The sequence below is a fragment of the Stakelama marina genome, assembly GCF_018122655.1.
Classification (GTDB): Bacteria; Pseudomonadota; Alphaproteobacteria; order Sphingomonadales; family Sphingomonadaceae; genus Sphingomonas; species Sphingomonas marina.
This window is the reverse complement of record NZ_JAGRQC010000004.1, coordinates 477,125-503,209: the sequence shown is the minus strand read 5'-3', so window position 1 is coordinate 503,209 and position 26,085 is coordinate 477,125. Positions and strand designations below refer to the sequence as shown.

Sequence of the window (26,085 nt, the reverse complement as noted above, 5' to 3'; positions counted from 1 at the left end):
TAATCCCAGCTGGGGGTCACGTCAGACCCAACCAAAGCTGCCGGTCCGCTTTCAGGCAGTCTCCGGCAGAGCCTGAACGTCTGAAATGAGGGCGCTAAGCGGTCGTCGCACACAATTCGCGCTTTAGAATGGCACCGACTTGAGCGCGCCCTAGCTTCGCCCCCTTCGAAAACCTCCCCGGGCATAACACTGGACAAAGGCGCACAAGCAATTTGAAATAGATGCGCAATCCTGCGAACCCCGCAGAAATTGGTGGCTGCGGGTAAGAGTTATGCTGGGCCAGGACCTGTTGCCTGCCACATGGTCAGTCTTATGACTCATTTGCGACTAGGCCGCTGGCGACGATTTTCCGACGTCAGCAGCCTGATATCGGCCGCGCCCACATCGGCGACATGGGCCGTCACGACCGGGATGCGATTGACGATCGCAAGAACAGTGCGCAGCGCGGCTGCGGAGGGGTAACGCGTCGCACCTTCTCCACCGTTGGTCTTATGCCCGAGGAGATCGTTTCTGAATTCAAGAAAGATCGCCTGCTGCTTGAGCTCGTCACTAACCATATGGCGAGCCGAATGCATCGCTTGGCCACGCAACAAGCCGGGGATCAGCGGCGCGAGATAAATCCACCACAGCTTGTAAAATACGTCGCCGCGCTTGCGCTTTGTGCCGTCAGCGGGCTCAATCTCGGGAAACACGAGCGTTTCACCCGCTGCCTTCAGGGCTTCTACATAATGAGTAAATCCGAGCCGCACGAGCTCGTCAGCGATCGGAATGCACCGGATAGCGCTGGTGTTTTTAACCCGCCCCGTTTCGGTCGTGTCGATCCGCAGGAACCAGATGCCGGAGACATGATCGACATCAACGATGCGTAGCTTGCAGATTTCCTCACGGCGCGCGCCAGTGTACCAGACGAGCAAGAGCACATAAAAAAGACTGTCGTGAATGATGATGTCGCCGGCACAGCCAGTCCAGGGCGGCAGCGCAAAGATGGCTTGACCCTGTTCCACGGTGTAGCGAGTTCTCGCCGCCCGTTCGTCTTTCCGGTCAGGCTGGATGAATTCGCTGGTGTTCAGCTCCGGCAAATCTTTCAGCTTGGACCGGAGAAATTCGTGTATCTGAGCGATCTTGCGATAGTGTTTGTTGCAGGTTGGTATTGTTAGCCCAATGCCATCTCCTGCCAGGTCCCCCGCCTCGACCCGCTCGATAGCGCGGGCGTGCGCGCGCTCGAAGGTCATGTTAGCCGCCCGATCCGCTGGCGATTTGCCGAAAGTGATAGGCAATTTGTCAAACCATTGGTCAAGTCTCTTGAGATTCTCGCTATTTACCGCCCACATGGGCTTGCCAGGCGGGAGCGACCTTTCGAGTAGCTGGGCGGCCCAGCGGATCTGACGGAGCGTTTGCTCGCCTGTCTGTTCGCTGGCGCGCTTGCCGCCCTGGCGATGTTCGAACATCCGAGGCGTATCGGCAATGAACCGCTCCGCTACTTCACTTGGCGTCATGTCGAGCCATTCTGTGTTCGGCTCATCAACAGCGATCGGGGCATCTTCAGCGGTCGGATGCGTGGCGGGCGGTGACGATTTAGGCGCCGCGCAAGGCGGCTCGGCTACCGCACCGGGCATGGCGCCGATCTCGACGCCCGTTCGACATGACCAAGCACCGACCATCCTGGCCAACATCACCAGCTTTCCTGCCAATGCGCGGTTTGCTGGCGACGGAGCAATATTGACCCGAGCCAGCGCGGCTTCCGTCTCCTTCGCGAAATTGGCTTTCAGCCCCGGCGTCGCAATGATGAGTTGGCGAAGCCGGCCGGCTTCTTCCTCGTCCAGTTCGACGAAATTCTCCTCCGCAAACGCGCGAGTCGGCTGCTCAACGATTCCTGTTTGAGCGAAGGTCCGCCAAAGCGCTTCATAGGCTTGCAGGTCACGGTCGTGATCAGACAGGGCGCTGAAGTCGTGGTCCGCTTGCCACTCCGCCACCAAGTGAACCAGCGCGTTCCGGTAAAGCGTCATCTCGTCCATGAAGAGGCGGTATTGCTGATCCTGATTCAGCCCCTCGGTCGTGATACGGCTATATAGGCTCATCCTGACGGTCTCGCTGTGCGCTGTCATCGCCGCGGCCCGTCCGCGTGCGATCCTCAGCTCCCGCGTCTGGAGGCTAAGTCCAAGGCTTATAGGAGCGTGGGCGCCTGTCGCCAAACGGAGCGTGCGCCGCCACCAGTATACGGCGCCTCGGCGATAGGTGTTGGTCGGTAGCGGCATGGCGTCTCGCGACAGTCAGTTAATACACCGACTTGAGACAGCGCCGGCCCAGCCAGGCTTTTCGCTGGCTGAAACCGCAGATTTCGGCCGTTCCCGAAAACGGGAACAGATGCTTGGCTGGGGCGGCAGGATTCGAACCTGCGAATGGCGGCACCAAAAGCCGCTGCCTTACCACTTGGCGACGCCCCAGCAGAGCGGGTGCCCTTAGCACCGCTTTGTCGCCGATGAAAAGCCCGTCCGGCGACGCAGTTCGCGCTCTTTTAGAACAGGCGCTTTACCCAGCCATGCGGGTCGGCCTGTTCGCCGCGCTGGATACCGACGAGGCGGTCACGCAGCCGCTGGGTGAGCTGGCCCGTACCGCCCGCGCCGATGGTGAAGTCGCCCTTCGACGAACGCACCGTGCCGACCGGTGTCACCACCGCTGCCGTGCCGCAGGCGAAGGTTTCGCGCAGGCGGCCGCTTTCGGCATCGGCGCGCCACTGGTCGATCGCATATTCCTCCTCGCGCACCGCGATCCCCTCGTCACGGGCGAGCGCCAGGATCGATTCGCGCGTGATGCCGGGCAGGATCGTTCCTTTGAGCGGTGGGGTGACCATCGACCCGTCCTCCATCACGAAGAACAGGTTCATGCCGCCCAGTTCCTCGACCCAGCGATGTTCGGCCGCGTCGAGAAATACCACCTGATCGCATCCATTCTCGATCGCCTGCGCCTGTGCGACCAGACTAGCGGCATAGTTTCCGCCGCACTTGGCAGCGCCGGTTCCGCCCGGTGCCGCGCGCGTATAATCTTCCGAGACCCAGATCGAGATCGCCTTCGCGCCGCCCTTGAAATAGGCGCCGACCGACGATGCGATGACGAGATAGAGATATTCGTGCGCCGGCCGCACGCCCAGAAACACTTCGCTCGCGAACATGAACGGCCGGATGTAGAGCGCCCCGCCCTCCGCCGTCGGAATCCATTCGCGGTCGATCGAGACAAGCTTTTCGATCGATTCGAGGAACAACTGCTCGGGCAGCTCGGGCATCGCCATACGCGTAGCCGAGCGATTGAAGCGGCGGGCATTTTCCTCGGGGCGGAAAAGCGCGGTGGCGCCGTCGGCGAGGCGATATGCCTTCATCCCCTCGAAAATTTCCTGCGCATAGTGCAGGACAGAGGATGCCGGATCCATCTCGATCGGCCTGCGCGCGGTGATTTTCGCGTCGTGCCAGCCCTTGTCTTTCGACCAGCGGACCATGGCCATATGGTCGGTAAAGACACGGCCGAAACCGGGATCGGCGATCCGCTCGGCACGCTCGCTGGCGGGAACCGGATTGCCGTGCTCCTCGATCGCGAAGGTCAGTTTTGTCTGGGCGTCCATGGGCATCCTCGATTCGGCGCGCACCGGCAATAATCGGCCCGGCACAGCACTGGTTGCCGTGGCCTAGAGCCGATGGCAAACAGGGTCAACATGGCTGGCCAGTCCCCTTCCGAACCGCCGCGCGGCGCGTCTCCGCTGTTCCTGCGCGAGCCCGAAATCCGGCGCGGGATCGAGCTGCTTTATTTCGGCTACAGCCATCTGACACGCGCGATCGACGACCTTCTGGCGAGCGAGAAGCTGGGCCGTGCGCATCACCGCGCGCTGTATTTCATCGCCCGCCAACCCGACCTGACCGTCGGCGATCTGCTCGCCATTCTCGCGATCACCAAACAGTCGCTCGGCCGCATACTTGGCGACCTGACCGAGCGGGAGCTGGTGGAAACGCGTCCCGGCGACCGCGACCGACGGCAAAAACTGCTCCGGCTTACCCCGGCAGGGCGCACGCTGGAGGCGGCACTGTTCGAAGCGCTGCGCGAGAAAATGTCGGCGGCCTATTCGAGCGCCGGCCAGGAAGCCGTTGGCGGCTTCTGGGCGGTGCTCGAAGGACTGGTTCCCGATGGCGAACGCAGGCGGCTGCGCGAACCGCGCTGAACGTCAGCGCTTGCGCGCCGCTTCCGCCAGTTCGTGATTGCGATCGCGCGAAGCCGTCAGCGTCTTGACCATCAGCTTCTTCAGCGCATCGCCGTCGTCGAGGACGTTCATACCCTCACGTGTCGAGCCGCCGGGGCTCGCGACACGGTCGGCGAGAACGCCCGGCGTTTCGTCGCTGCCGGCCGCCATTGCCGAGGAACCGTTGACCGTCGCCGTCGCGAGGCGGCGTGCCTGATCTTCGGGCAGGCCGAGTTCGGCGCCGGCTGCCGCGATCGCATCGATGAAGCGGAACACGAAACCCGGACCACAGCCCGACAGCGCGGTAACCGTGTCGAACAACCCTTCTTCCCGAATCCATTCGACAAGGCCGAGCGAGTCCATCAGCGCGGTCGCCGCCTTGCCCTGCTCACCCTCGGGATCGGCGCCGTAGAGCGCGACCACGCCCTTGCCGAGGCCAACCGGAAGGTTGGGCATCACGCGCACCACCGCCTTCGCATCGAAGCGGTCGGACAGCGCCGCGACATCGACACCGGCCAGGATCGAGAGCAGCAGCGGCACGCCCTTGATCCGCGGCGCAAGCGCCTCCGCAACATCGTCGAGCATCTGCGGCTTCACGCCGAGCATCACCGCGTCGGGATCGTCACCGCCCTCGGGAAATTTCTCGAGATGGCGGACGCCGTCGGGGATCTTCGGGGTGCCGGGGTCGATCACCGTCACCTGCGACGGCGACACGTCTCCGCTCGCGACCCATTGGCTGAGCATCGCGCCCGCCATGTTGCCACAGCCGATCAGCCAGATGTTCTGCGGGATGCCGTTGGTCATGCTTCTCCTTGCGTGTCGATGAGTGCCGATGCCAGCGCTTCCTCGGGGCTCTTGCCGCCCCAGAGGACGAACTGGAACACCGGGTAGAAACGCTCGCATTCATCAATCGCCGACTCGACGAGCAGTTCCGTCTGGGCGAGCGACATGTTGCCGCCATCGGATGCGTCGATCATCGCCGCGTGGCGGTACAGCAGAATGCCGCTCGACGACCACAGCTCGAAATGACCGACCCAGAGCTGCTCGTTGATGAGCCCCAGCGCCTCGTACACGGCGGCGCGTCGTTCCTTGGGAACGCGGACATCGGGAAAGACCAGATATTGCAGCACCCCATCTTCCTCGCGGTAGATCGCGCGCATTTCGTATTCGACCCAGCTACCCTTTACCCGCGCGACGATTTCCTCGTCCTCGCGCTCGTGGCTCCAGCCATGGGCGGCGAAATAGCTTTCGAGCATATCGATGGGCGCCGCCTCGACATCGGTGTCGAAATCAGCTTCCTCGAGCATGTATTTGCCTCCGGTGCGGCAGAATTGCCGCGTACAGGGGTGCCAATAGTGGACGCCCGGCACAAGACCGGGCGTCACGACATCGGCAAAAAACTGTGGAAAAGCGCCGGATCAGGACTTCGGGGCCGCCTTGGGCTTGCGCGCGGCGGCGGGCTTCGCCGTGTCCTTGGCTGCCGCTTCGAGCGCCTCGATACGCTTTTTCAGTTCGTCATTTTCGTCGCGTGCGGCCGACGCCATCGCCTTTACCGCCTCGAATTCCTCGCGCGATACGAAATCGAGTCCCCCGATCCATTCGCGGGCGCGATCGCGCGCGGCACTTTCGCCCTCGCGCGCCATGCCGGCAACGGTCCCCGCCGCACCGTTCATGAACTTGACGAAATCGTCGAAAAATCGGTTTTCGGTCTGCATCTGTCTTGATCTCCGTTCAGAGCGTAATCTGGGTGGCAGACGGCGAAGTTACAACATGTTCGGCGTTCGGGTTCAGCTGGCCGATCTGGAACAGGATGATGCCGGCATAGCTGACCCATATCAGATAGGGCACCAGACACCATGCCGCGGCCTTGCGAATGCGTGCGAATACGAACGTCATTGCGAGCACGAGCAGGAAGATCGCGGCGATCAGCACCAGCGACCAGGTGATCCGGTGCATGCCGAAGAACAGCGGCGTCCAGGCGAAATTGGCGGCAAGCTGGACAGCGAACAGCGCGAGCGCCTGCGCGCGAAGCCTCGATCCGCGGGCGTTGAGCACCATCGCCACCGCCAGCCCCAGCAGGATATAGATCGTCGTCCATGCCACCGGAAAGGCCCAGTCGGGCGGCGTTCCCGCAGGCTTGCTGAGCGCCGCGTACCACGCATTTTGCGATCCGGCAGGAACGAGGTTCGCCGACAGGAATCCGATCAGCAGGACAAATGGCACCGTCACCATCGCCCAGCGCAGGAACGCCATGCGCAGCTGCCCCTGCGACGCAATCTCTTGCATTCGGATCTCCCGTGAAGAACCTGATTTTTTCAAGCGTCCTTATCGGCAAGCGATGACAAGAACAATGCGCGAGCACATGCGCGGCTGTCCCGGTACGGTTCAGCCCCGAATGGCGGCGATCAGGAATTCGACATTGCCCTCCGGCCCGGTGATCGGGCTGGTGGCAATGCCCGCTACGTCCCAGCCGCGCTCCTGAAGCCAGGTCCGCACTTCGCCGCAGACGCGTTCGTGGACGGCCGGGTCGCGAACGACGCCGCCCTTGCCAACTTCGTCGCGCCCCGCCTCGAACTGCGGCTTGATGAGCGCGACCAGCCGCGCACCGGGCCTCGTAAAGCCGAGCGGCACGTCGAGCACCTTGGCGAGCCCGATGAAGCTGGCATCGCAGACCACCCAATCAACCGGCTCCGGCACGTGGTCGGGTGTCAGGATGCGCGCGCTGGTCTGCTCGTGAACGATGACGCGCTCATCCTGCCGCAGCTTCCAGGCGAGCTGGTTGGTGCCGCTATCGACCGCATAGACCCGCGCCGCGCCGCGCTGGAGGAGCACGTCGGTGAAGCCGCCGGTCGATGATCCGACATCGATCGCTACCGCGCCGGCCGGGTTCCAGCCGAAATGGTCGAGCGCATGCGCAAGCTTGATTCCGCCGCGCGAAACCCAGGGATGATCGCGCCCGCGCACCTCGATCGCGGCGTCGGCGGCAAGCTGCTGCCCCGCCTTGGCGATCTTCGTCTCGCCCGAAAAGACGAGCCCCGCCATGATAAGCGCCTGCGCCCGCGTCCGGCTCTCGGCCAGCCCGCGATCGACAAGCATCTGGTCAACGCGTTGCTTGGCCATCAGCGACTCGCTCGCTGCAAGGCGATCCCTAGTTCCGCCAACGTAGGATCTGCGCGGCACTCGAAGGGGTTTCCAGCCAACTCGACGCCAAAATCTTTTTCGTATCTGACGGCTATGTCGCTGACATCGTCGGGATCGATCTTCATATCGCCGTAAACCCGATCATCCGGATAAGGAGTTAGGGGCCTAAAATAGTAGGGCAGGAACGCGTTCCAAAGAAAGCTCGCAACCGCCGGTCGCACGTCTTTGCAGACCATCAGCGCGCAGAAATCATGCTCACTGAGAGGCTTGCGCTTCATCGCAAGGAATTGTTGCCTCCGCCGCTCCCGTAGCGTCAAGATTGTCACCCCGGCACCGACGACGGCAACGGCAATCGGTATTGCGATCCAGTCGCTCAGGCCCGCGCGCCTTCGATCTTGCCGCTCTCGTTCCAGCGCAGCGCCTTCAGCACGGTATCGACGATGTGCTGCGCGTTGAGCCCGGCCTCGTCATATTGTTTCTCGGGCTTGTCCTGGTCCTGGAAGCGGTCGGGAAGACGCATCGTGCGCAGCTTCAGGCCGGCATCGATCAGCCCCTCGTCGCTCGCCATCGTCAGGACATGCGCGCCGAGGCCGCCGATCGCCGCCTCCTCCACCGTCACCGCGACTTCGTGCGTCGTCAGCAGCTTGCGGATGAGATCCTCGTCGAGCGGCTTGGCGAAGCGCAGATCGGCGACACTCGTCGAAAAGCCCTTGGCCTCCAGCTGGTCGGCGGCCTTGAGCGCTTCGGCGAGACGCGTGCCGAGCGACAGGATCGCGACCTTCTTGCCTTCGCGCACGATGCGGCCCTTGCCGATTTCGAGCTGCTGCGGCGTATCGGGAAGCTGTACGCCGACCCCCTCGCCGCGCGGATAGCGTAGCGCGATCGGCCCGCTGTCGTGGAGCGCCGCGGTATAGGTCATGTGAACCAGTTCGGCCTCGTCGGCGGCGGCCATCACCACCATGTTGGGCAGCGTCGCAAGATAGGTGACATCGAAGCTGCCGGCATGCGTCGCGCCGTCGGCACCGACCAGCCCGGCGCGGTCGATCGCGAAGCGCACCGGCAGGTTCTGGATCGCCACATCATGGACGACCTGGTCATAGGCGCGCTGCAGGAAGGTCGAATAGATCGCGCAGAAAGGCCGCATTCCCTGTGCGGCGAGGCCCGCGGCGAAGGTCACGGCATGCTGTTCGGCGATGCCGACGTCGAACGCGCGGTCGGGATGCGCCTTGGCGAACTTGTCGACCCCGGTGCCGCCTGGCATCGCCGCGGTGATCGCGCAGATGCGGTCGTCGCTGTCGGCGAGCTTCGCCAGCGTCTCGCCGAACACATTCTGATAGGCCGGCGGTCCCGGCGGGCCCTTTTGCTGCGCGCCGGTGATGACGTCGAACTTTTTCACACCGTGATATTTGTCGTCGGCATTTTCGGCGGGCGCATAGCCCTTGCCCTTCTGCGTCACGACATGGACGAGGATCGGCCCTTCCTCGGCATCCCTGACATTTTCGAGCACGGGGATCAGATGGTCGAGATTGTGCCCGTCGATCGGCCCGACATAATAGAAGCCGAGTTCTTCGAACAGCGTGCCGCCCGTTACCATGCCGCGGGTATATTCCTCGGCCTTGCCCGCCGCCTTGTACATCCGCCGCGACAGCTTTTTCGCGACACGGCTCGCCAGGCTGCGCAGCCCCAGATACTCGCTCGACGAGATCAGCCGCGCGAGATAGGCCGAAAGCCCGCCGACCGGCGGCGCGATCGACATGTCGTTGTCGTTCAGGATGACGACCAGCCGGTTGCCCGCCTGTTCGGCGTTGTTCATCGCCTCATACGCCATGCCGGCCGACATCGCGCCGTCGCCGATCACCGCGATCGCCTTGCCCGGCTTGTTTGCGAGCTTGTTTGCGACCGCAAAGCCCAGCGAAGCCGAGATGGAGGTGGAACTGTGCGCCGCGCCGAACGGGTCGTATTCGCTCTCGGCGCGCTTGGTGAAGCCACTGAGGCCCCCGCCCTGCCGCAGCGTGCGGATACGGTCGCGACGCCCGGTCAGGATCTTGTGCGGATAGCATTGATGGCCGACGTCCCAGACCAGCCGGTCCTCGGGCGTGTTGAAGATGTAATGAATCGCCACCGTCAGCTCGACGACGCCGAGCCCGGAGCCGAGATGCCCGCCGGTTTCGCCAACCGCCGAGATAACCTCCGAGCGAAGTTCGTCGGAGAGCTGACGAAGCTGGTTGGGCTTCAGCTTGCGGAGATCGTCGGGGGTCGTGACCGTGTCGAGCAACGGCGTTTCGGGTAGTTCAGCCATGCCGCCTGCTTATCCCACGCTTACACTGGTGTCGATTGTTACCGGTTGCTCAATCGCAGTCGGCGCATTTGCCGCGCACTTCGATGACCGGACGAACCGGCGAAAATCCCGCGCTTTTCGCCGCCGAACGCACTTCATTGGTGATCGCGTCGTCGTCGAGATGCGTGGTCTGTCCGCATTTGTCGCAGACCAGAAAGATACAGTCATGCAGGCAATCGGGGTGCGCGTTGGCGATATAGGCGTTCTCGCTCTCGACGCGCCGTGCGAGGTTCGAATTCACGAACAGGTCAAGGATTCGGTACACGCTGTTGGCCGCGACACGCCGCCCCTCGCGGTCGGAAACCGCCTCGGCGATGTCATAGGCGGATGCCGGCTTGTCGAACTGCGCAAGCGCGGAGAACACGCTTTCACGCATCGCCGTCCATTGCTCGCCGGCCTTTTCCAGCGTCGTCTGGGCGGCGCGCGTCAGATCGGCGCCTTCATGTTCATGATGATCGTGCGCGTGCATGGCTTGAATTTAGGCACTGCACGCAATTGCGGCAAGCGTTGGCAAAAAGTCAGTGCGTCGCCCGGCGGTTGAGCTCGTGCCCGGCGGCGAGGCAGGCAACACCCAGGATCGTGAAGACCGTTTCCGGCCCGCCATGCGGTACGTTGAGCGCCCCGGCCATCACGCCGAGGCCGAATCCGCCGAGCGCCGCGGGCAGCATCAGGCCGTGGGTCAGAATCCCCTTGCCCAGCGCGATCACGCCGAACCCGATTGCGAGCACCAGACCGATCTCGTGAATGCGCGGATCGAGCAGCGCCCCGGCCGATGCGAGCAGACCCAGCAAAACAGCGCTTGCCAGGCAGTGCACAAGGCACAGCCCGCTGAGCGCAATCGCCAGATTGTCGAACCGGGTATCGACCCGGTCCCAAAGGCGCATGACTGGATTCGCGGCGGTCATCGCGGCGATATAGGGCAACGCCCTGCGCGATACAACATAACATCGCCCGTCGTTCAGGCGACTAGCATTCGTGCAATCGCGATATTAAGCAGCACTTGTGTCCGATCCTGCGCTGAAACCACCCACCGCCCGTCCGCTCGCCATCGCCAACTGGCTGTATGTCGTCGCCGCGATGATCGTCGCGATGGTCGTCGTCGGCGGAATTACGCGACTGACGGAATCGGGGCTGTCGATCACCGAATGGGACCCGATCAGCGGCATCATCCCGCCGCTCAGCCATGCGCAGTGGCAGGCCGAATTCGCGCATTACCGCGAGATCGACCAATATGCCGCGATTCATGCGGGCATGACGCTGTCGCAGTTCAAGGGCATTTTCTTCTGGGAATATTCGCACCGCCTGCTCGGCCGGTTGATCGGGATGGTGTTCTTCGTCCCGCTGGTCTGGTTCGCCGTCCGGCGCGCCATTCCGAAGGGCTATGCTTGGCGGCTGATCGCATTGCTCGCGCTGGGCGGCCTGCAGGGTGCTTTTGGCTGGCTGATGGTCCGTTCGGGCCTTCAGCCGGGCATGGTCGAGGTCAGCCATTACTGGCTGGCGATCCACCTTGTTACCGCGCTTTTCACGCTGTCGGGAATCGTGTGGGCCGCGCTCGACTTGCGGCAGCTTGCGCGCAACCCCGCAGCGCGCCCCGCGCGCCTCACCGGTATCGGCGCGGCCACCGGCATCGTGCTGCTGATCCAGCTGATCTACGGTGCCTTCATGGCCGGGCTGCGCGCCGGACTGGTCACCGACAAATGGCCGCTCATCAACGGCCATTTCTTTCCCGCAGCCGAGTTCGCCAGCCATTCGCTCGGCGATGCGTTGTTCAACGACCCTTATGTCGTCCACTTCATTCATCGCTGGTGGGCATGGGTCGCGCTCGGCTTTCTGATCGTACTTGCGCGCAAGGTACGCCCGGTCGACCGCCGCGCCTCGATCGCGATCCATTCGGCGGTCGGCACGCAAATCCTGCTCGGCATCGCGACCGTCATGGCGCATGTGCCGATCTGGCTCGCGGCGCTGCACCAGCTGGTCGGCGCGCTGCTCGTAATCGCGACCGCCTGGGCCGCGCATGCCGTCGGCCGGAGAAACGCCGCGACATGAGCGACATCGCGCTGCTGCACACCACCTTTCCCGACCGCGAGAGCGCAGGCACCGTTGCCGCTGCGGTCGTCGACGCGCGGCTCGCCGCCTGCGCGAACATCCTGTCGCCCTGCGTCTCGGTCTATCGCTGGCAGGGCGCGATCGCCAACGATCCCGAGGTTCCGGTCCTGTTCAAGACGACGATCCCGATCGCCAAAACGCTGCGCGATCGCATCACCGAGCTTCATCCCTATGACGTACCGGTGATCGAACTCTGGCCCGTCGCAGTGGCGCAGGCCGTATTCGACTGGGCCGAGCGGGAAACCGATGCTTGACCTCGTCGCGCTGGTTGCCGCGGCCACAGCGGTGCAGCCCGCCGCTGCCGCGCCCTTCTCCCCGCCGCTCGACCGGACGCTGCAATTGCGGATCAGCCAGACCCGAAGCGAGGACGGCCGGCGCAAACGCTTCGTCGTCCGCCGCACCGTGCGTTTTGCGCGCGAAGGAGACGGCTTCGTCGCCGAGCTGGTCACCATTGGCGCCGACGGAGCGAATGCCGGGAGCGCGGGCAGCCGGTTCGAAGCTGCGATGGCATCACTGATGGGGCGCACGATCCGCTACCATCTCGACACCCGCGGACGCGTGCGGTCGATCGACGAACTGGGCGTCCTTTGGAAATCGCTCACCGCCGCCGTCGCCGAAGAGGCCAGAAAGGCCCATCCCGAACGAAAGGGCTATGCCGAACGCATCATATCGTCGCTCGGCGGGCTTCCCGTTGCGCAGCGGCAGCGAATGCTAGCCACCATGCTGACCTCGGTTATCGAAGTCGATGCGGCGGAACGCGGCGTGATGCCGGTCAAGGCGGTGACACTCCCCGCCCAGCCGCCTTTCGGCCAGGATCAGCGCCTCGAAGGCACCGAACGCAGCTGGCGCGAGGGGAATCGGCTGGTCGTATCCGAGCGCTTCGCAGGAGACCTGAAGATTCCCGACGGCTCGGGGGCGGTCGCACACATCGAAACCGACATCGTCCGACGCGTCGATCCGTTGACCGGAATGCTCGTCCGGAGCCGCAAGACCAAGCGCACGACGATCGGTGACGAGACCCGCAGCAGCGTGACCGAAATTACCCTCGAATAGCACCCGGTATTCTGATACCCGTTCGCTATCCCCCGGCTGCGCTTGACTTGCGCGCGGTGATCCGACAAATGGCCCGCAGCGACGCCGCTCTGACAGGGGCGGCGCGATTCGTTTCAAACAACTAAGGTCAAAAGCACCATGAAGGCGCTGATGAAGACCACCAAGCCGGCCAAGCCGCACGAGGTGGAAAAGAAGTGGCACATCGTCGATGCCGACGGCCTGGTGGTCGGTCGCGCGGCGACGATCATCGCCAATGTCCTGCGCGGCAAGCACAAGCCGAGCTTCACCCCGCATGTCGATTGCGGTGACAATGTCATCGTCATCAATGCCGACAAGGTGAAGTTCACCGGCAAGAAGCTGACGCAGAAGCTCTATTACAAGCACACCGGCTATCCGGGTGGCCTGAAGGAAGTCCGCGCCGACAAGGTGCTGGAAGGCCGCTTCCCCGAGCGCGTGCTCGAAAAGGCTATCGAGCGCATGATCCCGCGCGGTCCGCTCGGTCGTCAGCAGATGCGCAACCTGCGCATCTATTCCGGCGCAGAGCATCCGCATGAAGCGCAGAACCCCGAAGTGCTCGACATCGCGAGCATGAATCGCAAGAACAAGGTGGGCGCCTGATGTCCGACAATCGCCAGTCCCTTTCCGATCTCGGCAACCTGACCAAGGGTCAGCAGCCGGCGCCTGACGCCGTCGTCGCCGAAGACACGACCGAAACCCCGGCCGAGCCGACGACGCCGCTGCGCGAGCAGGAAATCGACCAGCATGGCCGCGCCTATGCGACCGGCCGCCGCAAGGACGCTGTTGCGCGCGTCTGGCTGAAGCCCGGCACCGGCAAGATCACGGTCAACGGCCGTGACCAGGCAACGTATTTCGCACGCCCGACGCTGCGCCTCGTCATCAACCAGCCGTTCGACGTCACCGATCGTCGTGGTCAGTATGATGTCGTCTGCACCGTCAAGGGCGGCGGTCTTTCGGGCCAGGCAGGCGCCGTCAAGCACGGCATCAGCCAGGCGCTGACGCGCTACGAACCGGCGCTGCGTTCGCCGGTCAAGGCAGCCGGCTTCTTGACCCGCGACAGCCGCGCGGTCGAGCGTAAGAAGTACGGCAAGGCCAAGGCCCGCCGCAGCTTCCAGTTCTCGAAGCGCTAAGCGTTACGGAAACGAAATCACCAGAAAGGGCGGTCCGGCAGCGGGCCGCCCTTTTTCGTGCATGCGCACTCGCTTTTGTGACATTTTCGCTACAACAGCCCTGTTTTCACGACTGTTAGTACGGATACGGACGCACAACTAGTTGAGCCTCCACCCCGGCGAATCTAACCTTTGCCGATTCGTTTAAGGGGGGAACTAATGCAAAATCAGTATTTTGGCCGGAAAGCCCGCGCTCATCAGCGATTGCTGCTCGCATCTGCTGCCTGGGTCGGCCTCGCCATCGCGGGAAACGCACAGGCGCAGACTTCGGACGTTTCAGGCCCTGATTTCGCCATCGACGCGCCGCAGACGGCTTCGGTCGATCTCGCCGCGCTTCTGGGACAAGCACCCACCTCAAATGGCCCCGAATTTGCCGTCGATGCCGCACAACCTGGAACGGCGGCCACAACCGTCATCAACACTCCGAACGTCGTGGTCGAAGGACCCGGCACCGGATACACTCCCGCCCCAGGTGTCCCGGGTAGCATCATCGATGACGCAGTCGACGTAACCGGCGTCGGTCAATTCTACCGCGCGGACGGCTATGTCTGCACCGGCACGCTCATCAACCCGCGCACAGTGTTGTTCGCCGCCCACTGTGTGAACGACCGCAACCCGGAAGAATATGGCGTGGCGACCGGCGGCGTCCCTGCGGCCTTCTCCTTCAAGGCAGATGCGCTTGGAGGATTTATCGACTGGGTCAATTCGGGCTTCAATTCGGTGCCCGATTCGTATGTCTACAACGTCAACCAGATACTTTATAATCCCGCTTCGGTGGCCCGGCCCGAAGGCCTTGGCTTTCTGGAAGGCGACATCGCGATCGCCTCGCTGGACACGCCGGCCACAAACGTTCCGACCTGGGCGCTGCTCTTCTCGCCGCTGCCCGCGCCCAATACGATCGATTCGGTTGATGGCACCGGCTACCACGTCCGCGTCAACGGCTATGGCGCGTCCGGCTATGGCGACACCGGCGCGATCTACGGCGTCGATTTCCGACGCCGCGCCGCGGAGAACATGATCGGCATCCTCGGTTCGTTCAACGATCGTGACAACTTCCTGTTCGGCCCGCCGGGAGCGAACGACCCGAACCTTCCACAGAATCTGTATCAGCTCGATTTCGACGATCCCGCGAGGGCAAATCCATTTGATTTCAATCTTTTCAAGGATGACGCCCGCAATCCGGAAGGATCGACGGCGGGCGGCGATTCGGGCGGGCCGCTGATCCTCGATCAGACCTATGCCGAGGAACTGGTTATCGGCGTCCTGTCGGGCGGATCGCGCTTTTTCGGCCCCCAGCCCTTTTCGAGCTACGGCACCGAAAGCTTCTACCAGCCGCTTTATCTGTTCTGGGACTGGATCGTCGCCAACAGTCCCTATCGCTATACGCAGTCCAAGGCCGGGGATGGAATGTGGAGCGATCCCGATCACTGGGTGACCGCGCTCGATCCGAATTTCCGCATCATCGACGCCAATGGCGACCTGGTGAACGGCGTTCCTTCAACGGCAGGTGCCGGCACGGCCGGAGACGGGTCCAAATTCGGCCAGATCTGCAACGGCGCATATTGCTACGACCTCGCGACCGGCGACTATGTCGATTATGACGGCAATGTTCTGCTCGCCGGCGATCCGGCTCCCGCCGGTGGAACGCCCGACGCGCTGCCCGATCCGACGCTCGCCAACGGCCTGCCCGGTGCGACGGGATATGTACCGGACAATATCGACCCCCAGGTCATCATCGATCCCGACACCGGCGCCACCACCATCGTAAACGCCCGCTATTTCGACGTAACACTCGCGGCGGCAGGAACCACCACGCTCGATACCGGTGTGACGATCGACAAGCTTTCGCTGATGGGCGGCGAGACCGCGCTCGACATCACCGGCAACGGATCGCTGACCAGCCTGACCGACATCAACCAGCTGGCCGGGTCGATGAATGTCGACGGCACATTGTCGAGCAACGGCGATTATTTCCTGATGACAGGCATGCTGTCGGGCAGCGGCACGCTGAACGTGCCCTATTTCACCAATCTGATGGGCCTGGTCGCCCCCGGATCGGTGGGCACGGTCGGCACGCTCGATTTCAACGGCAACGTGATCCTGACCTCGGCCAGCGGCTATGCCGTCGATCTGGGCACCGACGGGGTTTCCGACCGGATTGCGGTGCACAGCACGGGCGTGGACGCCAATGGCGACCCCACCGATGGCCTTGCCAGCATCGGCGGAACGGTGATGTTCTCGCCGACCGATGGGACGCTGCTTCGCGACGGGTACAGCTATACGATCCTGACCGCCGAGGCTGGATATGACGGCACGTTCACGACGTCTGACCTCAGCGCTATCCTGCGCCCCGAACTGTCTTACGGCCCCAATGCCGTCACGATGGAAATCGTCGCCGGCAGCTATGTCAGCGTGGTCGATCGGTCTTCTTCGACGCAGCTCGCCTTTGCCCGGCTGCTCGACCAGAACCGGTCGCAATATGATCGCTATGCCGATCTCTACGGCCCGCTCGATATCCAGAACGCGGCGACGATCCAGGCGACCCTCGAAACCTTCGCTCCGCGTACCCAGGCGGTGAAGCAGGGCATGGGCACGACCGCGGTCGAAACCGCCAACCGGTTCATCCGCAACCGCATCAATCAGATCGGCAGCGGCGATATGGGTGGATCGCTTGCGATGTACGGCCAGCCTGTCGCGCTCGCATCGGCAGCGGCGACCAACCCGATGACGGCCACCTCGCTCGCAGGCGGCACCGGCGCCGAAACCGTAGAGCGGAGCGGCGTGCTCCCCGATGATGTCAGCGGCTTCCTTGCCGGCGGTTATATCGACGGCGACAGTGCGGGCATGCCGGCAACGACGATGGCGGGCCGCGACACGTTCGACGGCTATTTCATCGCCGGCGGTCTGGAAAAGGCGATCGATGCCAATGGCGCGATCGGCCTGGCCTTTTCCTACACCAGCCTCGACGGCATGACGCCGGTCGCGACGCATTCGGCGAAGGGCGACCTGTATCAGGGCACGCTCTACACCGTGTACAACTATGGTGGCGGCATCCGCTTCGATGCGCAGATGAGCGCGGGCGCGTTCGACACCCGGACGACGCGTCAGGTCAGCGCGGGCGGGACGAACTATTCGATCACCGGGCGCGACCGGGCGTTCGTGTTCACCTCGGAAGTCGGCCTCGGCAAGGTGTTCGGCACGGGGTCGTTCGATATCACTCCGCGGGTGGCATTTCGCGCCAGCCATATCGGCTTCACACCGGTCGCCGAACAGGGTGGTGGCCCGGCGCTGCAATATGCCTTGGGCAATTACGACAGCGTCCAGGGTCGCGCGGGCATCAACCTGACCGGGCGCGGCATGTTCAAGCCGTTCCTCAACGCGACCTATGTCCACGATTTCCGTGACAAGCCCGCCGCATTCGGCGCCAATTTCGTCGGCGGCATCGGTCCCAACGCGATCTTCGCGCTTCCGGGACATGATCAGGATTACGGCGAAGTCAGCGGTGGCGTCGGCTATGCCGGCAACGGTTTCGACATTTCGCTTGCGGCGGATACCACTGTCGCGCGCGACGATCTGTCCTATCAAAGCTATCGCGGCACGGTGACCTTCCACTTCTAAGGAAGGCGCCGACGTGAAATCGATTGGGGCGGTCCGGCGACGGGCCGCCCTTTTTCGTGAAGTGCGGCTACATCACGCGGCAACTGACCTCGATTTCACCGCCGCTTATATCGATCTGGTTGAACGAGGGGCGCGACATTCGTGTTCGTTCGGACAAGGTTCCCGCGCCGATCAGCCGCACCGAACGGTCTGTGGCATCGTGCGCAATGTCGAACGGATCATGGACATGCCCCGTCAGCACGGCATCGGCCCCCGCCTCTGCCAGCATCCGCAGCGCCCGGGGGCCATGGCGCGTCTTCGACGTCGCCGCCGTGCCGGGCTCGACAAGCGGATGATGCGCCGCCACCAGCAGAACCTTGGCAGACGATGCTTCTTCGATCAGCCGCAATGTCCGCTTCAGGCTCCGGCGACTGACATGACCCTTCGACCAGTTGAGCCGCCACTGGAAACGCGCCGTGGTTTTCAGCGGAACGACCGCAACGCCGGGCAATTCAAGCGGGCGTTCGATCGCGCGTTCCACCGCGCGGTATCGCCGATAGGGTGAAAACAGTCGCCGCAGCGGATTGAAATACGGCAGGTCGTGATTGCCCACCTCTACCGTCATCGGCCGGTCGAGCGAGAGCAGCCAATCGGCCGCCGCCTCGAACTCGCGCCGCCGGGCGCGCATCGTCAGGTCACCGGTCACGATCAGCGCATCGGGTTGCTCGTCACGCACCGTCTGGGCGAACCAGTCGAGCGCGGCGCGGTCCTCTGCCCCGAAATGGATATCGCTGACATGAAACAGGCGCGGCATCGGCTCTCCCGGCAAGGCTACACGATGTCGAACATCGCGATGCCCGCCCGGGTTCCCGATTTCCGTTACCGCTTGACAAAACCGCGCAACGCAAGCAATTCCGCGCGGTTCGCGGGCGTAGCTCAATGGTAGAGCAGAAGCTTCCCAAGCTTAAGACGGGGGTTCGATTCCCCTCGCCCGCTCCAGTTCCCCACCCTATCCGCAACAAGGCCGCGTCGGACGGCGGTGTCCGACACGGCCTCGATATTCCGGCATGCGCTTCGGTTCCGCTTACGCATCGGGGACGATGCTGATCCCCATCGCGACGCGTTCTGCGGGCTGGCCCAGCGCGGCATTGCGGCGGTCGGCCTCTTGTTGCAGTTTCGCGAGCTGCCGGTCGTGGCTCTGCTGATCGAGCGCAAAGAGCAGCAGTGCCTGATAACGCTGCCCGGCACCGATCCCGGCCGGTAGCGGATGCAGGGTCTTGATCCGCTGCACCGCAGCCATCGCCGCGCGGTCGAGTTCGCGGTGGCCCGACGATTTCGCCAGCGTGATCGCGGTCGGCGCACCCGTCTCGGTACACCGGAAGTTCACTCGCACAACGCCTTCGCTCGGTTGATGAAAGCCGCCCGCCTGGTGGAAGCGAACTGGATAATCGAGGTTGCGATTGAGCTTCCGCGTAATGCCCTTGGACCAGCGCTCGATGGTCAGCGTCGGCGCCGTGACGTCGAATTCGGGATTCTGGGTATTTTGGGCGTGGCCTGGAACCGCAAGCAGCAGCCCGCTGGCTATAGCGAATGTCGTGATCGTCTTCATGATGCGGTCTCCCGATCCTGATGGTCGGCGAAGCAGTGTCCGGCGGCGCGACGGATTCGCGTCGTCGCTGCGATTCTGCCTGGGAAATCCCGTACCGCGGCCGCGGCAGGAACTTCTCCGACCATCCTAGGGCGCTGGCCTCGCCCGACGATCCGCGTGCATCGACACGCTACCAGCAAGCAACCGGCGACCGCACCATCCTCCCGTCGCCCATGAACGACACTGTCGGCGGGCGGTGCCCGGACTCCGTTCCGAATAATCTCGCTTGACGGGACGTTCGTCGCATCGGGCGAGACGTTCATCGCACGCCGGCTCGGTCGCAGCGCGAGATGGCCAACTCGCGACATTGTGTATGTGCCGCGGCCTGATCGGCGCGATGAACGGCAAATGAACAGGAGCGTCCTTCGCGAAGCCGTGCCGCAATGCGGCTTCCCCTATATTGCCCGGCACCCGGTTCGGGCGCACGATACGCCATGGCTTTCGCGATGAACCGGTCGCGTTTCTTGTCGTCGTCCGCCGGCACGGCGTGGACGATCCTGCTCTTCTGGCTGGCGCAATACGGTCTGCTGACCGCGCAGCGCCTGCTCGTCAAACCCGATGAGGGCGGCTCCTTCCTTGTCGCCCGGGCATGCGTGACGCTTATCGGCATCGCGCTGGCATTCGCGATGGCGTATGTTCTGCGCGCGGTACGGGGCTGGTCGGCGCGCTGGCAGCTTGGCACCGCGATCTTGCTCGCGCTTGTCGGCTGCCTGCTCCACGCGGCCGGAAACTTCCTCGTCTTCGACCTGTTCATGCGTGAGCTCAACCGCGCCAATGCCGATGTCGCCAGCTATTTCATGGCGGTCGCGCACTGGTTCTGGTCCTATGCCGCGCTCGCCGGGTTCCTGCTCGTCCTGTCGTTCAGCCAGCAGGCCAGCGAACGCGAACGCCGTATCGCGCAGCTCCGCCGGGAAGCCGACAGCGCCCAGATGCGGGCGCTGCGATACCAGCTCAACCCGCACTTCATGTTCAACACGCTGAATTCGGTCGTCGCGCTGATCGGACGGCGCGACATCGATACTGCCGAGAAGATGGTCGAGAATTTGTCCGATTTCCTGCGCGCATCGCTATCGCTCGATCCGCAGGACATGATTCCCTTGTCGCGCGAGATCGAGTTGCAGTCGCTCTATCTGAGCATCGAATCGGTGCGGTTTGCCGACCGTCTCCGCATCGAATTCGACATTCCCGCCGATGCCGGGCGGGCGCTGGTACCCAGCCTGATCCTGCAACCGCTGGTCGAAAACGTCATTCGCTACGCCGTTGCCACCAGTCGGGTACCTATCCTGCTCGTCATCTCGGCGACGGTCGCCGAAGGACGGCTGCGGCTGTCGGTTCGCAATTCGAGCGGCGACGGCAGTGTTATAGAGCCAAGGGGAACGGGTGTCGGGCTAGCCAATGTACAGGCGCGGCTCACCGCGGCGTTCGGTGCGGAGGCGGGATTTCGCACCTATCGCACGGTCGACGGCTCTTTCACCGCCGACATCTCTATCCCGCTGTGCGAGAGGAAGGAGGAATAGGCCATGCTGCGCGCGGTCTTGAGCGACGATGAACCGCTCGCGCTCGACAGGCTCGCGGATCTGGTCGGGCGCCTGCCCGATATCGAAATCGCTGCAACGGCGGGCAATGGCGATGAAACGCTGGCCGCGGTCGAGCGACAGGAACCCGACATCGTTTTCCTCGATGTCGAAATGCCCGGGCTCGACGGCTTCGACGTGGTCGAGGAGCTGCTCCGCCGCGAATCGGCGGCGCCGCTCGTCGTTTTCGTCACCGCCTATCCTGAATTCGCCGCCCATGCGTTCGACACCGGCGCGATCGATTTCCTGACCAAGCCGGTCCGCATCGGCCGCCTCGAAACCGCGATCGAGCGCGTCCGTCAGGCGATCGAGGACCGCAGCGCTCGTGAACGGCTGGTTGCGATCGGCGAACAGCTCCACCGCCTGCGCGAGGAGCGGCAGACGCATATCCGCCGCGACCGGCACCTATGGGTCACGCGGCGGGGCGAAATGGTGCGTGTCGATCTCGATGCCGTCATATTCGTGCAGGCGGAGGGCGAGTATGTCCGGCTGCAGATGGGCGATCACGATCACCTCCACCGCGAGCCGATCAGCACGTTGCTGACACGGCTCGATCCCGATCGCTATGTCCGCATTCACCGGTCCTATATCGTCGATCGCGACCGGGTCGTCGGGCTGAGAAGGCGCGTTACCGGCAGCTATGTCGTCACACTGGAGGATGGCACCGAACTGCCGGTCGGTCGCAGCTTCCGCCAGGACGCGCGCGCGATCGTCGAACGCTGATGCGCGGGGCTCAGATGCCGCCGTCGACCACGGTGCGCCCCTCGCCTTCCAGCGCGGAAACGAGGCTCGACACGCAGGCATCGATCGCATCCGTTTCGGTCGCGCGGACAACGAAATTGGCTCCCACCCTGCCTTCTCGGAAAAAGGGATAGCTGCCGATCGCCACGCCGGGATGGTCGCGCTCGGCCTTGCGCAACAGATCGGCAACCTCGCTTTCGGCGACCCAGCAGCCGATCGTGCGCGACACCAGCGGCGCGCCGCCTTCCAGCGTTCCGGTCAGCGCGTCGAGCATTCCCGCGGTGATATGCGGCACGCCCGCCAGGATGAAGATGCTGCCGTGGCGGATGCCCGGCGCGCCCGACATGCGGTTGGGAATCAGTTCGGCACCCTCCGGCACCCGCGCCATGCGCAGCCGCGCCTCGGTCAGTCCGCCGCGCGTGGCGTAATGCTTCTCGAGCACCGCGCGCGCCTCCGGGTGCACGATGACCTCGACGCCGAGTGCCTTGGCGATCGCATCGACGGTAATGTCGTCATGCGTCGGGCCGATGCCGCCGGTGGTGAACAGATAATCGTTGCGCGCCCTCAACGCGTTGACCGCCTCGACGATCGCTTCCTCGCGGTCGGCGACCACGCGGACCTCGGCCAGCCTTATGCCCTGCGCGTTCAACCACACCGCGATCTGCGCGACATTCCTGTCCTGCGTCCGGCCGGAAAGGATTTCGTCGCCGATGACCACCAGGGCCGCTGTCCAGATACGTTCCGCCATGGCGATGCGGCATAGCCCAGCGAACCGCCCTCGCAAAGCGCGGATCGGCTCGCTATATGGCGCGCATGACCGAATATATAGCGACCAATGCCGACACGCCGCTCGCCCGGACGGGCGCGATCAAGCTCCATGACGAAGCCGGATTCGCCGGCATGCGCAAGGCCGGGCGGCTGGTGGCCGAAATCCTCGACGCGGTGACGCCGCATGTCGTGCCCGGGGTGACGACGCAGGAGCTCGACGATTTCATCCACAAGATGATCGTCGATGCAGGCGCCGTTCCGGCAACGCTCGGCTATCGCGGCTATACGCATTCGAGCTGCATCTCGATCAACCATGTCGTGTGCCACGGCATCCCCTCTGACCGGCAGATCAAGGACGGTGACATCGTCAATATCGACGTGACGCCGATCGTCGATGGCTGGCACGGCGATTCGAGCCGCATGTATCTGGCGGGCAACGTGCCGCTGAAGGCGCGCCGCCTGGTCGAGGTCACCTATGACTGCCTGATGCTCGGCATCGAACAGGCGAAACCGGGCAACCATCTGGGCGATGTCAGCCATGCCATCCAGCAACATGCCGAACGGCACCGCTACGGCGTTGTCCGCGATTTCTGCGGGCATGGCGTCGGCCAGCTTTTCCACGACGCGCCCGAGGTGGTGCATGTCGGCCGCCCCGGCACCGGCCCCGAACTCAGGCCCGGCATGATCTTCACCATCGAGCCGATGATCAATATCGGCCGCGCCGATGTGAAGCTGCTCGACGATGGCTGGACGGCGGTGACGCGCGACCGGTCGCTGTCGGCGCAGTTCGAACATTCGATCGGCATCACCGAGGACGGCTGCGAGATCTTCACCACCAGCCCCAAGGGCTATACCAAGCCGCCCTACGACTGATCGACGGCCCAGGCGCGCCGCCTTTCATTCGCCGCGTCGTGCGCCAGCCGCGTGGTGATCGGCAGTCTTCGCCCGTCGCATAGCCTCGATACCCATTCGACGGCGCTGTCGAGCGAAACGCGGTGGCCGGTGCTGACATAGATCGGGTTGGCCCGCCGACGCGTGCGCATCGCGACCCCGACCTGTTCGTCGCGATCGACGAGCGGTGCGGTACTGCCCGCCGCCTCATCCAATGTGCCTTCGATCCGGCCGCATAACAGGCTTTTCGCGACACCGATGGTCGGAATGCCGGTAACGACGCCCAGATGCGTCGCGATACCGCAGCGACGGGGGTGCGAAATGCCGTGGCCATCGACGAGGATGAGGTCGGGCGCGCGCTCCATCCGATCGAGTGCGGCGATCAGGCTCGGGCATTCGCGAAACCCCAGATAGCCGGGAATATAAGGCATCGGCGGAATCAGCGTCGTGCTGATCGGGTCGAGAGGCTCCCCACCCGGCCAGCGCAGCGGCGCGACCGCGGCATGGATCGGCCCGCGCGTATCGCGCCACTTCATCGAGGTATCGACACCGGCGATCAGCGCCACCGCCGCGATGCGATCGGTACGGTCGGCAGCGGCGGCGATTTCGATCTGCGCCCTGCTCGCGGTTTTCAGATCGGGTGGCGACAGCCATTCGGATGGAACCTTCATGGCGCCTCCAACGTCTGAATTGACATCGGGATGCTGCCCAAAAAATGGGCAGACCTCTCCCGGTGCCGCCAAATCCGGCATCGCGTCCGGCGCCGTAACAGCGCGAACCAGCCGTATCGCGGGCGCGCGAAATCTGGCACAGTTATTGAACCCGCAAGGAACGCGTACGGGGAGGTTCTACACGACGATGAAAAAGATCGAGGCGATCATCAAGCCATTCAAGCTCGATGAGGTTAAGGAAGCACTGCACGAAGTCGGCGTGTCGGGCATCACCGTGACAGAGGCAAAGGGCTTTGGCCGCCAGAAGGGCCATACCGAACTCTATCGCGGCGCCGAATATGTCGTCGATTTCCTTCCCAAGGTTAAGCTCGAGGTCGTTGTCGAGGATTCGCTTGCCGAACGCGTCGTAGAGGCGATCGGCGGCGCCGCGCAGACCGGCCGGATCGGCGACGGCAAGATTTTCGTCGTACCCGTCGAAACCGCACTGCGCATCCGTACCGGCGAACGCGACGACGAAGCTATTTGACGCAGCGCAGCATTCGCGTGAAAATCGCGCGCGTCTGGTAATATGATTGCGTGATTCGCGCCCCACTTGTTCCAACACGAAAGGCTTTCTTCCATGGCTAATGATGCCGGCAAGATTCTGAAGATGATCAAAGAAAACGAGGTCGAGTGGGTCGATCTCCGCTTCACCGACCCCAAGGGCAAGTGGCAGCACCTGTCGATGGTCGCCAGCGCGCTGGGCGAGGACGAGCTGACCGACGGACTGATGTTCGACGGTTCCTCGATCGCCGGCTGGAAGGCGATCAACGAATCCGACATGATCCTGAAGCCGGACCTCGAAAGCCCGTATCTCGATCCGTTCTCGGCAACCCCGATGCTGATCCTGTTCTGCGATGTGGTCGAGCCCTCGACCGGTGAGCTTTACGCCCGCGATCCGCGCTCGACCGCGAAGCGCGCCGAGGCGTATCTGACCAATACCGGCATCGGCGACACCATCTATGTCGGACCCGAAGCCGAATTCTTCATGTTCGACGATGTCCGCTTCGAAACCAGCTACGACACCAGCTATTTCCAGATCGACGATGTCGAACTGCCGACCAATTCGGGTAAGCAGTACGAGGCCGGCAACATGGCGCACCGTCCGCGCGCCAAGGGCGGTTATTTCCCCGTCGCGCCGGTCGACAGCGCCGTCGACATCCGCGGCGAGATGGTTTCGACGATGCTCGAAATGGGCCTGCCCTGCGACAAGCACCATCACGAGGTTGCGGCCGCGCAGCACGAACTCGGCCTGACCTTCGGCACGCTGACGCAGACCGCCGACCGGATGCAGATCTACAAATATGTCGTGCACCAGGTCGCGCATGCCTACGGCAAGACCGCGACCTTCATGCCGAAGCCGATCATGGACGACAACGGATCGGGTATGCACACGCACATGTCGATCTGGAGCGGCAAGGAACCGCTGTTCGCCGGCAACGGCTATGCCGGCCTGTCGGAAACCTGCCTCCACTTCATCGGCGGCGTCATCAAGCATGCGCGCGCGCTCAACGCCTTCACCAACCCGACGACCAACAGCTACAAGCGACTGGTCCCGGGGTTCGAGGCGCCGGTGCTGCTCGCCTATTCGAGCCGCAACCGTTCGGCTTCGTGCCGCATTCCCTATGGCGCGGGCGCCAAGGCGAAGCGCGTCGAATTCCGCTTCCCCGACGCGATGGCGAATCCGTATCTCGCCTATGCCGCGCTGCTGATGGCGGGCCTCGACGGCATCCAGAACAAGATCGATCCGGGCGAGGCGATGGACAAGAATCTCTACGATCTGCCGCCCGCCGAGCTGGTCAATGTGCCGACCGTGTGCGGTTCGCTCCGCGAAGCGCTCGTCGCGCTGCAGGAAGATTACGAATTCCTCCTCAAGGGCGACGTGTTCACCAAGGATCAGATCGACGCCTATGCCGAACTGAAATGGGAAGACGTCATCCGTTTCGAAACGACACCGAGCCCGGTCGAATACGACATGTATTACTCGGCCTGACGGCGCGATCCTTCGGCCCGACCATATGGCGGGCCGGGGATCATCAAATCTTCATATCCGCCCGGCTATCAGCCGGATGGGACAGCAGGCACCCGGGGAGGCGACTTCCCGGGTGT

27 protein-coding genes and 2 tRNA genes are annotated in these 26,085 nt (G+C 63.6%); 13 read left to right on the top strand and 16 right to left on the bottom strand.

Features of this window, described 5'->3' with window-relative positions; genetic code table 11:
- Nucleotides 1–317: 317 nt before the first annotated feature.
- The 3 genes from J7S20_RS15160 to J7S20_RS15150 form a co-directional block, all read right to left on the bottom strand.
- Nucleotides 318–2,105: a site-specific integrase gene (locus J7S20_RS15160; RefSeq protein ID WP_284055076.1), complete on the bottom strand. Its 1,788-nt coding sequence runs from the start codon at nucleotides 2,103–2,105 to the stop codon at nucleotides 318–320.
- A gap of 264 nt (nucleotides 2,106–2,369) precedes the next feature.
- A tRNA-Gln gene (locus J7S20_RS15155) sits at nucleotides 2,370–2,444 on the bottom strand.
- A gap of 71 nt (nucleotides 2,445–2,515) precedes the next feature.
- Nucleotides 2,516–3,613 carry a branched-chain amino acid aminotransferase gene (locus J7S20_RS15150; RefSeq protein ID WP_284055075.1) on the bottom strand — a complete coding sequence of 366 codons (1,098 nt, stop codon included), beginning with the start codon at nucleotides 3,611–3,613 and terminating at the stop codon, nucleotides 2,516–2,518.
- 90 nt (nucleotides 3,614–3,703) lie between these two features.
- Between J7S20_RS15150 and J7S20_RS15145 the strand changes: the two genes are divergently transcribed.
- Nucleotides 3,704–4,204 carry a MarR family winged helix-turn-helix transcriptional regulator gene (locus J7S20_RS15145; protein WP_284055074.1) on the top strand — a complete coding sequence of 167 codons (501 nt, stop codon included), beginning with the start codon at nucleotides 3,704–3,706 and terminating at the stop codon, nucleotides 4,202–4,204.
- Between the two features lie 3 nt (nucleotides 4,205–4,207).
- On the opposite strand, the gene proC is transcribed toward J7S20_RS15145, so the two are convergent.
- From proC to J7S20_RS15100, 9 genes are all read right to left on the bottom strand, one after another.
- Entirely contained in the window at nucleotides 4,208–5,026 is an 819-nt protein-coding gene (proC, locus tag J7S20_RS15140; RefSeq protein ID WP_284055073.1) for a pyrroline-5-carboxylate reductase, read from the bottom strand.
- On the bottom strand, nucleotides 5,023–5,529 hold the full coding sequence (locus J7S20_RS15135) for a type III secretion system chaperone family protein (protein WP_284055096.1): 507 nt from the start codon (nucleotides 5,527–5,529) through the stop codon (nucleotides 5,023–5,025). Before J7S20_RS15135 ends, proC begins: the two co-directional genes overlap by 4 nt.
- A 111-nt stretch (nucleotides 5,530–5,640) precedes the next feature.
- A complete protein-coding gene (locus J7S20_RS15130; RefSeq protein WP_284055072.1) occupies nucleotides 5,641–5,937 on the bottom strand; it encodes an accessory factor UbiK family protein in 297 nt (98 codons plus the stop codon).
- Between the two features lie 16 nt (nucleotides 5,938–5,953).
- Complete coding sequence (locus tag J7S20_RS15125) at nucleotides 5,954–6,508, bottom strand: TspO/MBR family protein (protein ID WP_284055071.1); 555 nt, start codon at nucleotides 6,506–6,508, stop codon at nucleotides 5,954–5,956.
- 99 nt (nucleotides 6,509–6,607) lie between these two features.
- The gene (locus J7S20_RS15120) at nucleotides 6,608–7,342 is read right to left on the bottom strand and encodes a TlyA family RNA methyltransferase (RefSeq protein ID WP_284055070.1); all 735 of its coding nucleotides are present in this window, start codon (nucleotides 7,340–7,342) and stop codon (nucleotides 6,608–6,610) included.
- Nucleotides 7,342–7,680, bottom strand: a complete 339-nt coding sequence (locus J7S20_RS15115) for a hypothetical protein (protein WP_284055069.1) — start codon at nucleotides 7,678–7,680, stop codon at nucleotides 7,342–7,344. Before J7S20_RS15115 ends, J7S20_RS15120 begins: the two co-directional genes overlap by 1 nt.
- 56 nt (nucleotides 7,681–7,736) lie before the next feature.
- Nucleotides 7,737–9,662 carry a 1-deoxy-D-xylulose-5-phosphate synthase gene (dxs, locus tag J7S20_RS15110; RefSeq protein WP_284055068.1) on the bottom strand — a complete coding sequence of 642 codons (1,926 nt, stop codon included), beginning with the start codon at nucleotides 9,660–9,662 and terminating at the stop codon, nucleotides 7,737–7,739.
- 49 nt (nucleotides 9,663–9,711) lie between these two features.
- Entirely contained in the window at nucleotides 9,712–10,170 is a 459-nt protein-coding gene (locus tag J7S20_RS15105) for a Fur family transcriptional regulator (protein WP_284055067.1), read from the bottom strand.
- A 49-nt stretch (nucleotides 10,171–10,219) separates the two neighbouring features.
- Complete coding sequence (locus J7S20_RS15100; RefSeq protein WP_284055066.1) at nucleotides 10,220–10,606, bottom strand: MerC domain-containing protein; 387 nt, start codon at nucleotides 10,604–10,606, stop codon at nucleotides 10,220–10,222.
- Between the two features lie 97 nt (nucleotides 10,607–10,703).
- On the opposite strand from J7S20_RS15100, the gene J7S20_RS15095 reads away from it, so the two are divergent.
- The 6 genes from J7S20_RS15095 (at nucleotide 10,704) to J7S20_RS15070 (ending at nucleotide 17,665) form a co-directional block, all read left to right on the top strand.
- Complete coding sequence (locus J7S20_RS15095) at nucleotides 10,704–11,747, top strand: COX15/CtaA family protein (RefSeq protein WP_284055065.1); 1,044 nt, start codon at nucleotides 10,704–10,706, stop codon at nucleotides 11,745–11,747.
- Nucleotides 11,744–12,061 carry a divalent-cation tolerance protein CutA gene (cutA, locus tag J7S20_RS15090; RefSeq protein ID WP_284055064.1) on the top strand — a complete coding sequence of 106 codons (318 nt, stop codon included), beginning with the start codon at nucleotides 11,744–11,746 and terminating at the stop codon, nucleotides 12,059–12,061. The genes J7S20_RS15095 and cutA overlap by 4 nt, the downstream gene beginning before the upstream one ends.
- Entirely contained in the window at nucleotides 12,054–12,860 is an 807-nt protein-coding gene (locus tag J7S20_RS15085) for a hypothetical protein (protein ID WP_284055063.1), read from the top strand. Before cutA ends, J7S20_RS15085 begins: the two co-directional genes overlap by 8 nt.
- 138 nt (nucleotides 12,861–12,998) lie before the next feature.
- Nucleotides 12,999–13,478 carry a 50S ribosomal protein L13 gene (gene rplM / locus J7S20_RS15080; protein ID WP_284055062.1) on the top strand — a complete coding sequence of 160 codons (480 nt, stop codon included), beginning with the start codon at nucleotides 12,999–13,001 and terminating at the stop codon, nucleotides 13,476–13,478.
- On the top strand, nucleotides 13,478–14,008 hold the full coding sequence (gene rpsI / locus J7S20_RS15075) for a 30S ribosomal protein S9 (RefSeq protein ID WP_284055061.1): 531 nt from the start codon (nucleotides 13,478–13,480) through the stop codon (nucleotides 14,006–14,008). The genes rplM and rpsI overlap by 1 nt, the downstream gene beginning before the upstream one ends.
- Before the next feature lie 243 nt (nucleotides 14,009–14,251).
- On the top strand, nucleotides 14,252–17,665 hold the full coding sequence (locus tag J7S20_RS15070) for an autotransporter domain-containing protein (protein WP_284055060.1): 3,414 nt from the start codon (nucleotides 14,252–14,254) through the stop codon (nucleotides 17,663–17,665).
- Between the two features lie 67 nt (nucleotides 17,666–17,732).
- On the opposite strand, the gene J7S20_RS15065 is transcribed toward J7S20_RS15070, so the two are convergent.
- The gene (locus J7S20_RS15065; RefSeq protein WP_284055059.1) at nucleotides 17,733–18,458 is read right to left on the bottom strand and encodes a metallophosphoesterase family protein; all 726 of its coding nucleotides are present in this window, start codon (nucleotides 18,456–18,458) and stop codon (nucleotides 17,733–17,735) included.
- 111 nt (nucleotides 18,459–18,569) lie between these two features.
- On the opposite strand from J7S20_RS15065, the gene J7S20_RS15060 reads away from it, so the two are divergent.
- A tRNA-Gly gene (locus J7S20_RS15060) sits at nucleotides 18,570–18,643 on the top strand.
- An 85-nt stretch (nucleotides 18,644–18,728) separates the two neighbouring features.
- Here J7S20_RS15060 and J7S20_RS15055 read toward each other — a convergent pair.
- Nucleotides 18,729–19,253 carry an energy transducer TonB family protein gene (locus J7S20_RS15055; protein WP_284055058.1) on the bottom strand — a complete coding sequence of 175 codons (525 nt, stop codon included), beginning with the start codon at nucleotides 19,251–19,253 and terminating at the stop codon, nucleotides 18,729–18,731.
- A 473-nt stretch (nucleotides 19,254–19,726) separates the two neighbouring features.
- Here J7S20_RS15055 and J7S20_RS15050 point away from each other — a divergent pair, with 473 nt between their 5' ends.
- Both J7S20_RS15050 and J7S20_RS15045 read left to right on the top strand, forming a co-directional pair.
- Complete coding sequence (locus tag J7S20_RS15050) at nucleotides 19,727–20,809, top strand: sensor histidine kinase (RefSeq protein WP_284055057.1); 1,083 nt, start codon at nucleotides 19,727–19,729, stop codon at nucleotides 20,807–20,809.
- A 3-nt stretch (nucleotides 20,810–20,812) separates the two neighbouring features.
- Nucleotides 20,813–21,589 carry a LytR/AlgR family response regulator transcription factor gene (locus J7S20_RS15045; RefSeq protein WP_284055056.1) on the top strand — a complete coding sequence of 259 codons (777 nt, stop codon included), beginning with the start codon at nucleotides 20,813–20,815 and terminating at the stop codon, nucleotides 21,587–21,589.
- 10 nt (nucleotides 21,590–21,599) lie between these two features.
- On the opposite strand, the gene J7S20_RS15040 is transcribed toward J7S20_RS15045, so the two are convergent.
- Complete coding sequence (locus J7S20_RS15040) at nucleotides 21,600–22,355, bottom strand: competence/damage-inducible protein A (protein WP_284055055.1); 756 nt, start codon at nucleotides 22,353–22,355, stop codon at nucleotides 21,600–21,602.
- 65 nt (nucleotides 22,356–22,420) lie between these two features.
- On the opposite strand from J7S20_RS15040, the gene map reads away from it, so the two are divergent.
- Nucleotides 22,421–23,248 carry a type I methionyl aminopeptidase gene (gene map / locus J7S20_RS15035; RefSeq protein WP_284055054.1) on the top strand — a complete coding sequence of 276 codons (828 nt, stop codon included), beginning with the start codon at nucleotides 22,421–22,423 and terminating at the stop codon, nucleotides 23,246–23,248.
- Here the strand turns inward: map and nfi are convergent.
- Nucleotides 23,239–23,937 carry a deoxyribonuclease V gene (nfi, locus tag J7S20_RS15030; RefSeq protein WP_284055053.1) on the bottom strand — a complete coding sequence of 233 codons (699 nt, stop codon included), beginning with the start codon at nucleotides 23,935–23,937 and terminating at the stop codon, nucleotides 23,239–23,241. The genes map and nfi overlap by 10 nt on opposite strands.
- A gap of 187 nt (nucleotides 23,938–24,124) precedes the next feature.
- Between nfi and J7S20_RS15025 the strand changes: the two genes are divergently transcribed.
- Entirely contained in the window at nucleotides 24,125–24,463 is a 339-nt protein-coding gene (locus J7S20_RS15025) for a P-II family nitrogen regulator (protein ID WP_284055052.1), read from the top strand.
- A gap of 93 nt (nucleotides 24,464–24,556) precedes the next feature.
- Nucleotides 24,557–25,969 (top strand): type I glutamate--ammonia ligase, encoded by a 1,413-nt coding sequence (glnA, locus tag J7S20_RS15020; protein ID WP_284055051.1) that lies wholly within the window; start codon nucleotides 24,557–24,559, stop codon nucleotides 25,967–25,969.
- Nucleotides 25,970–26,085: the final 116 nt, after the last annotated feature.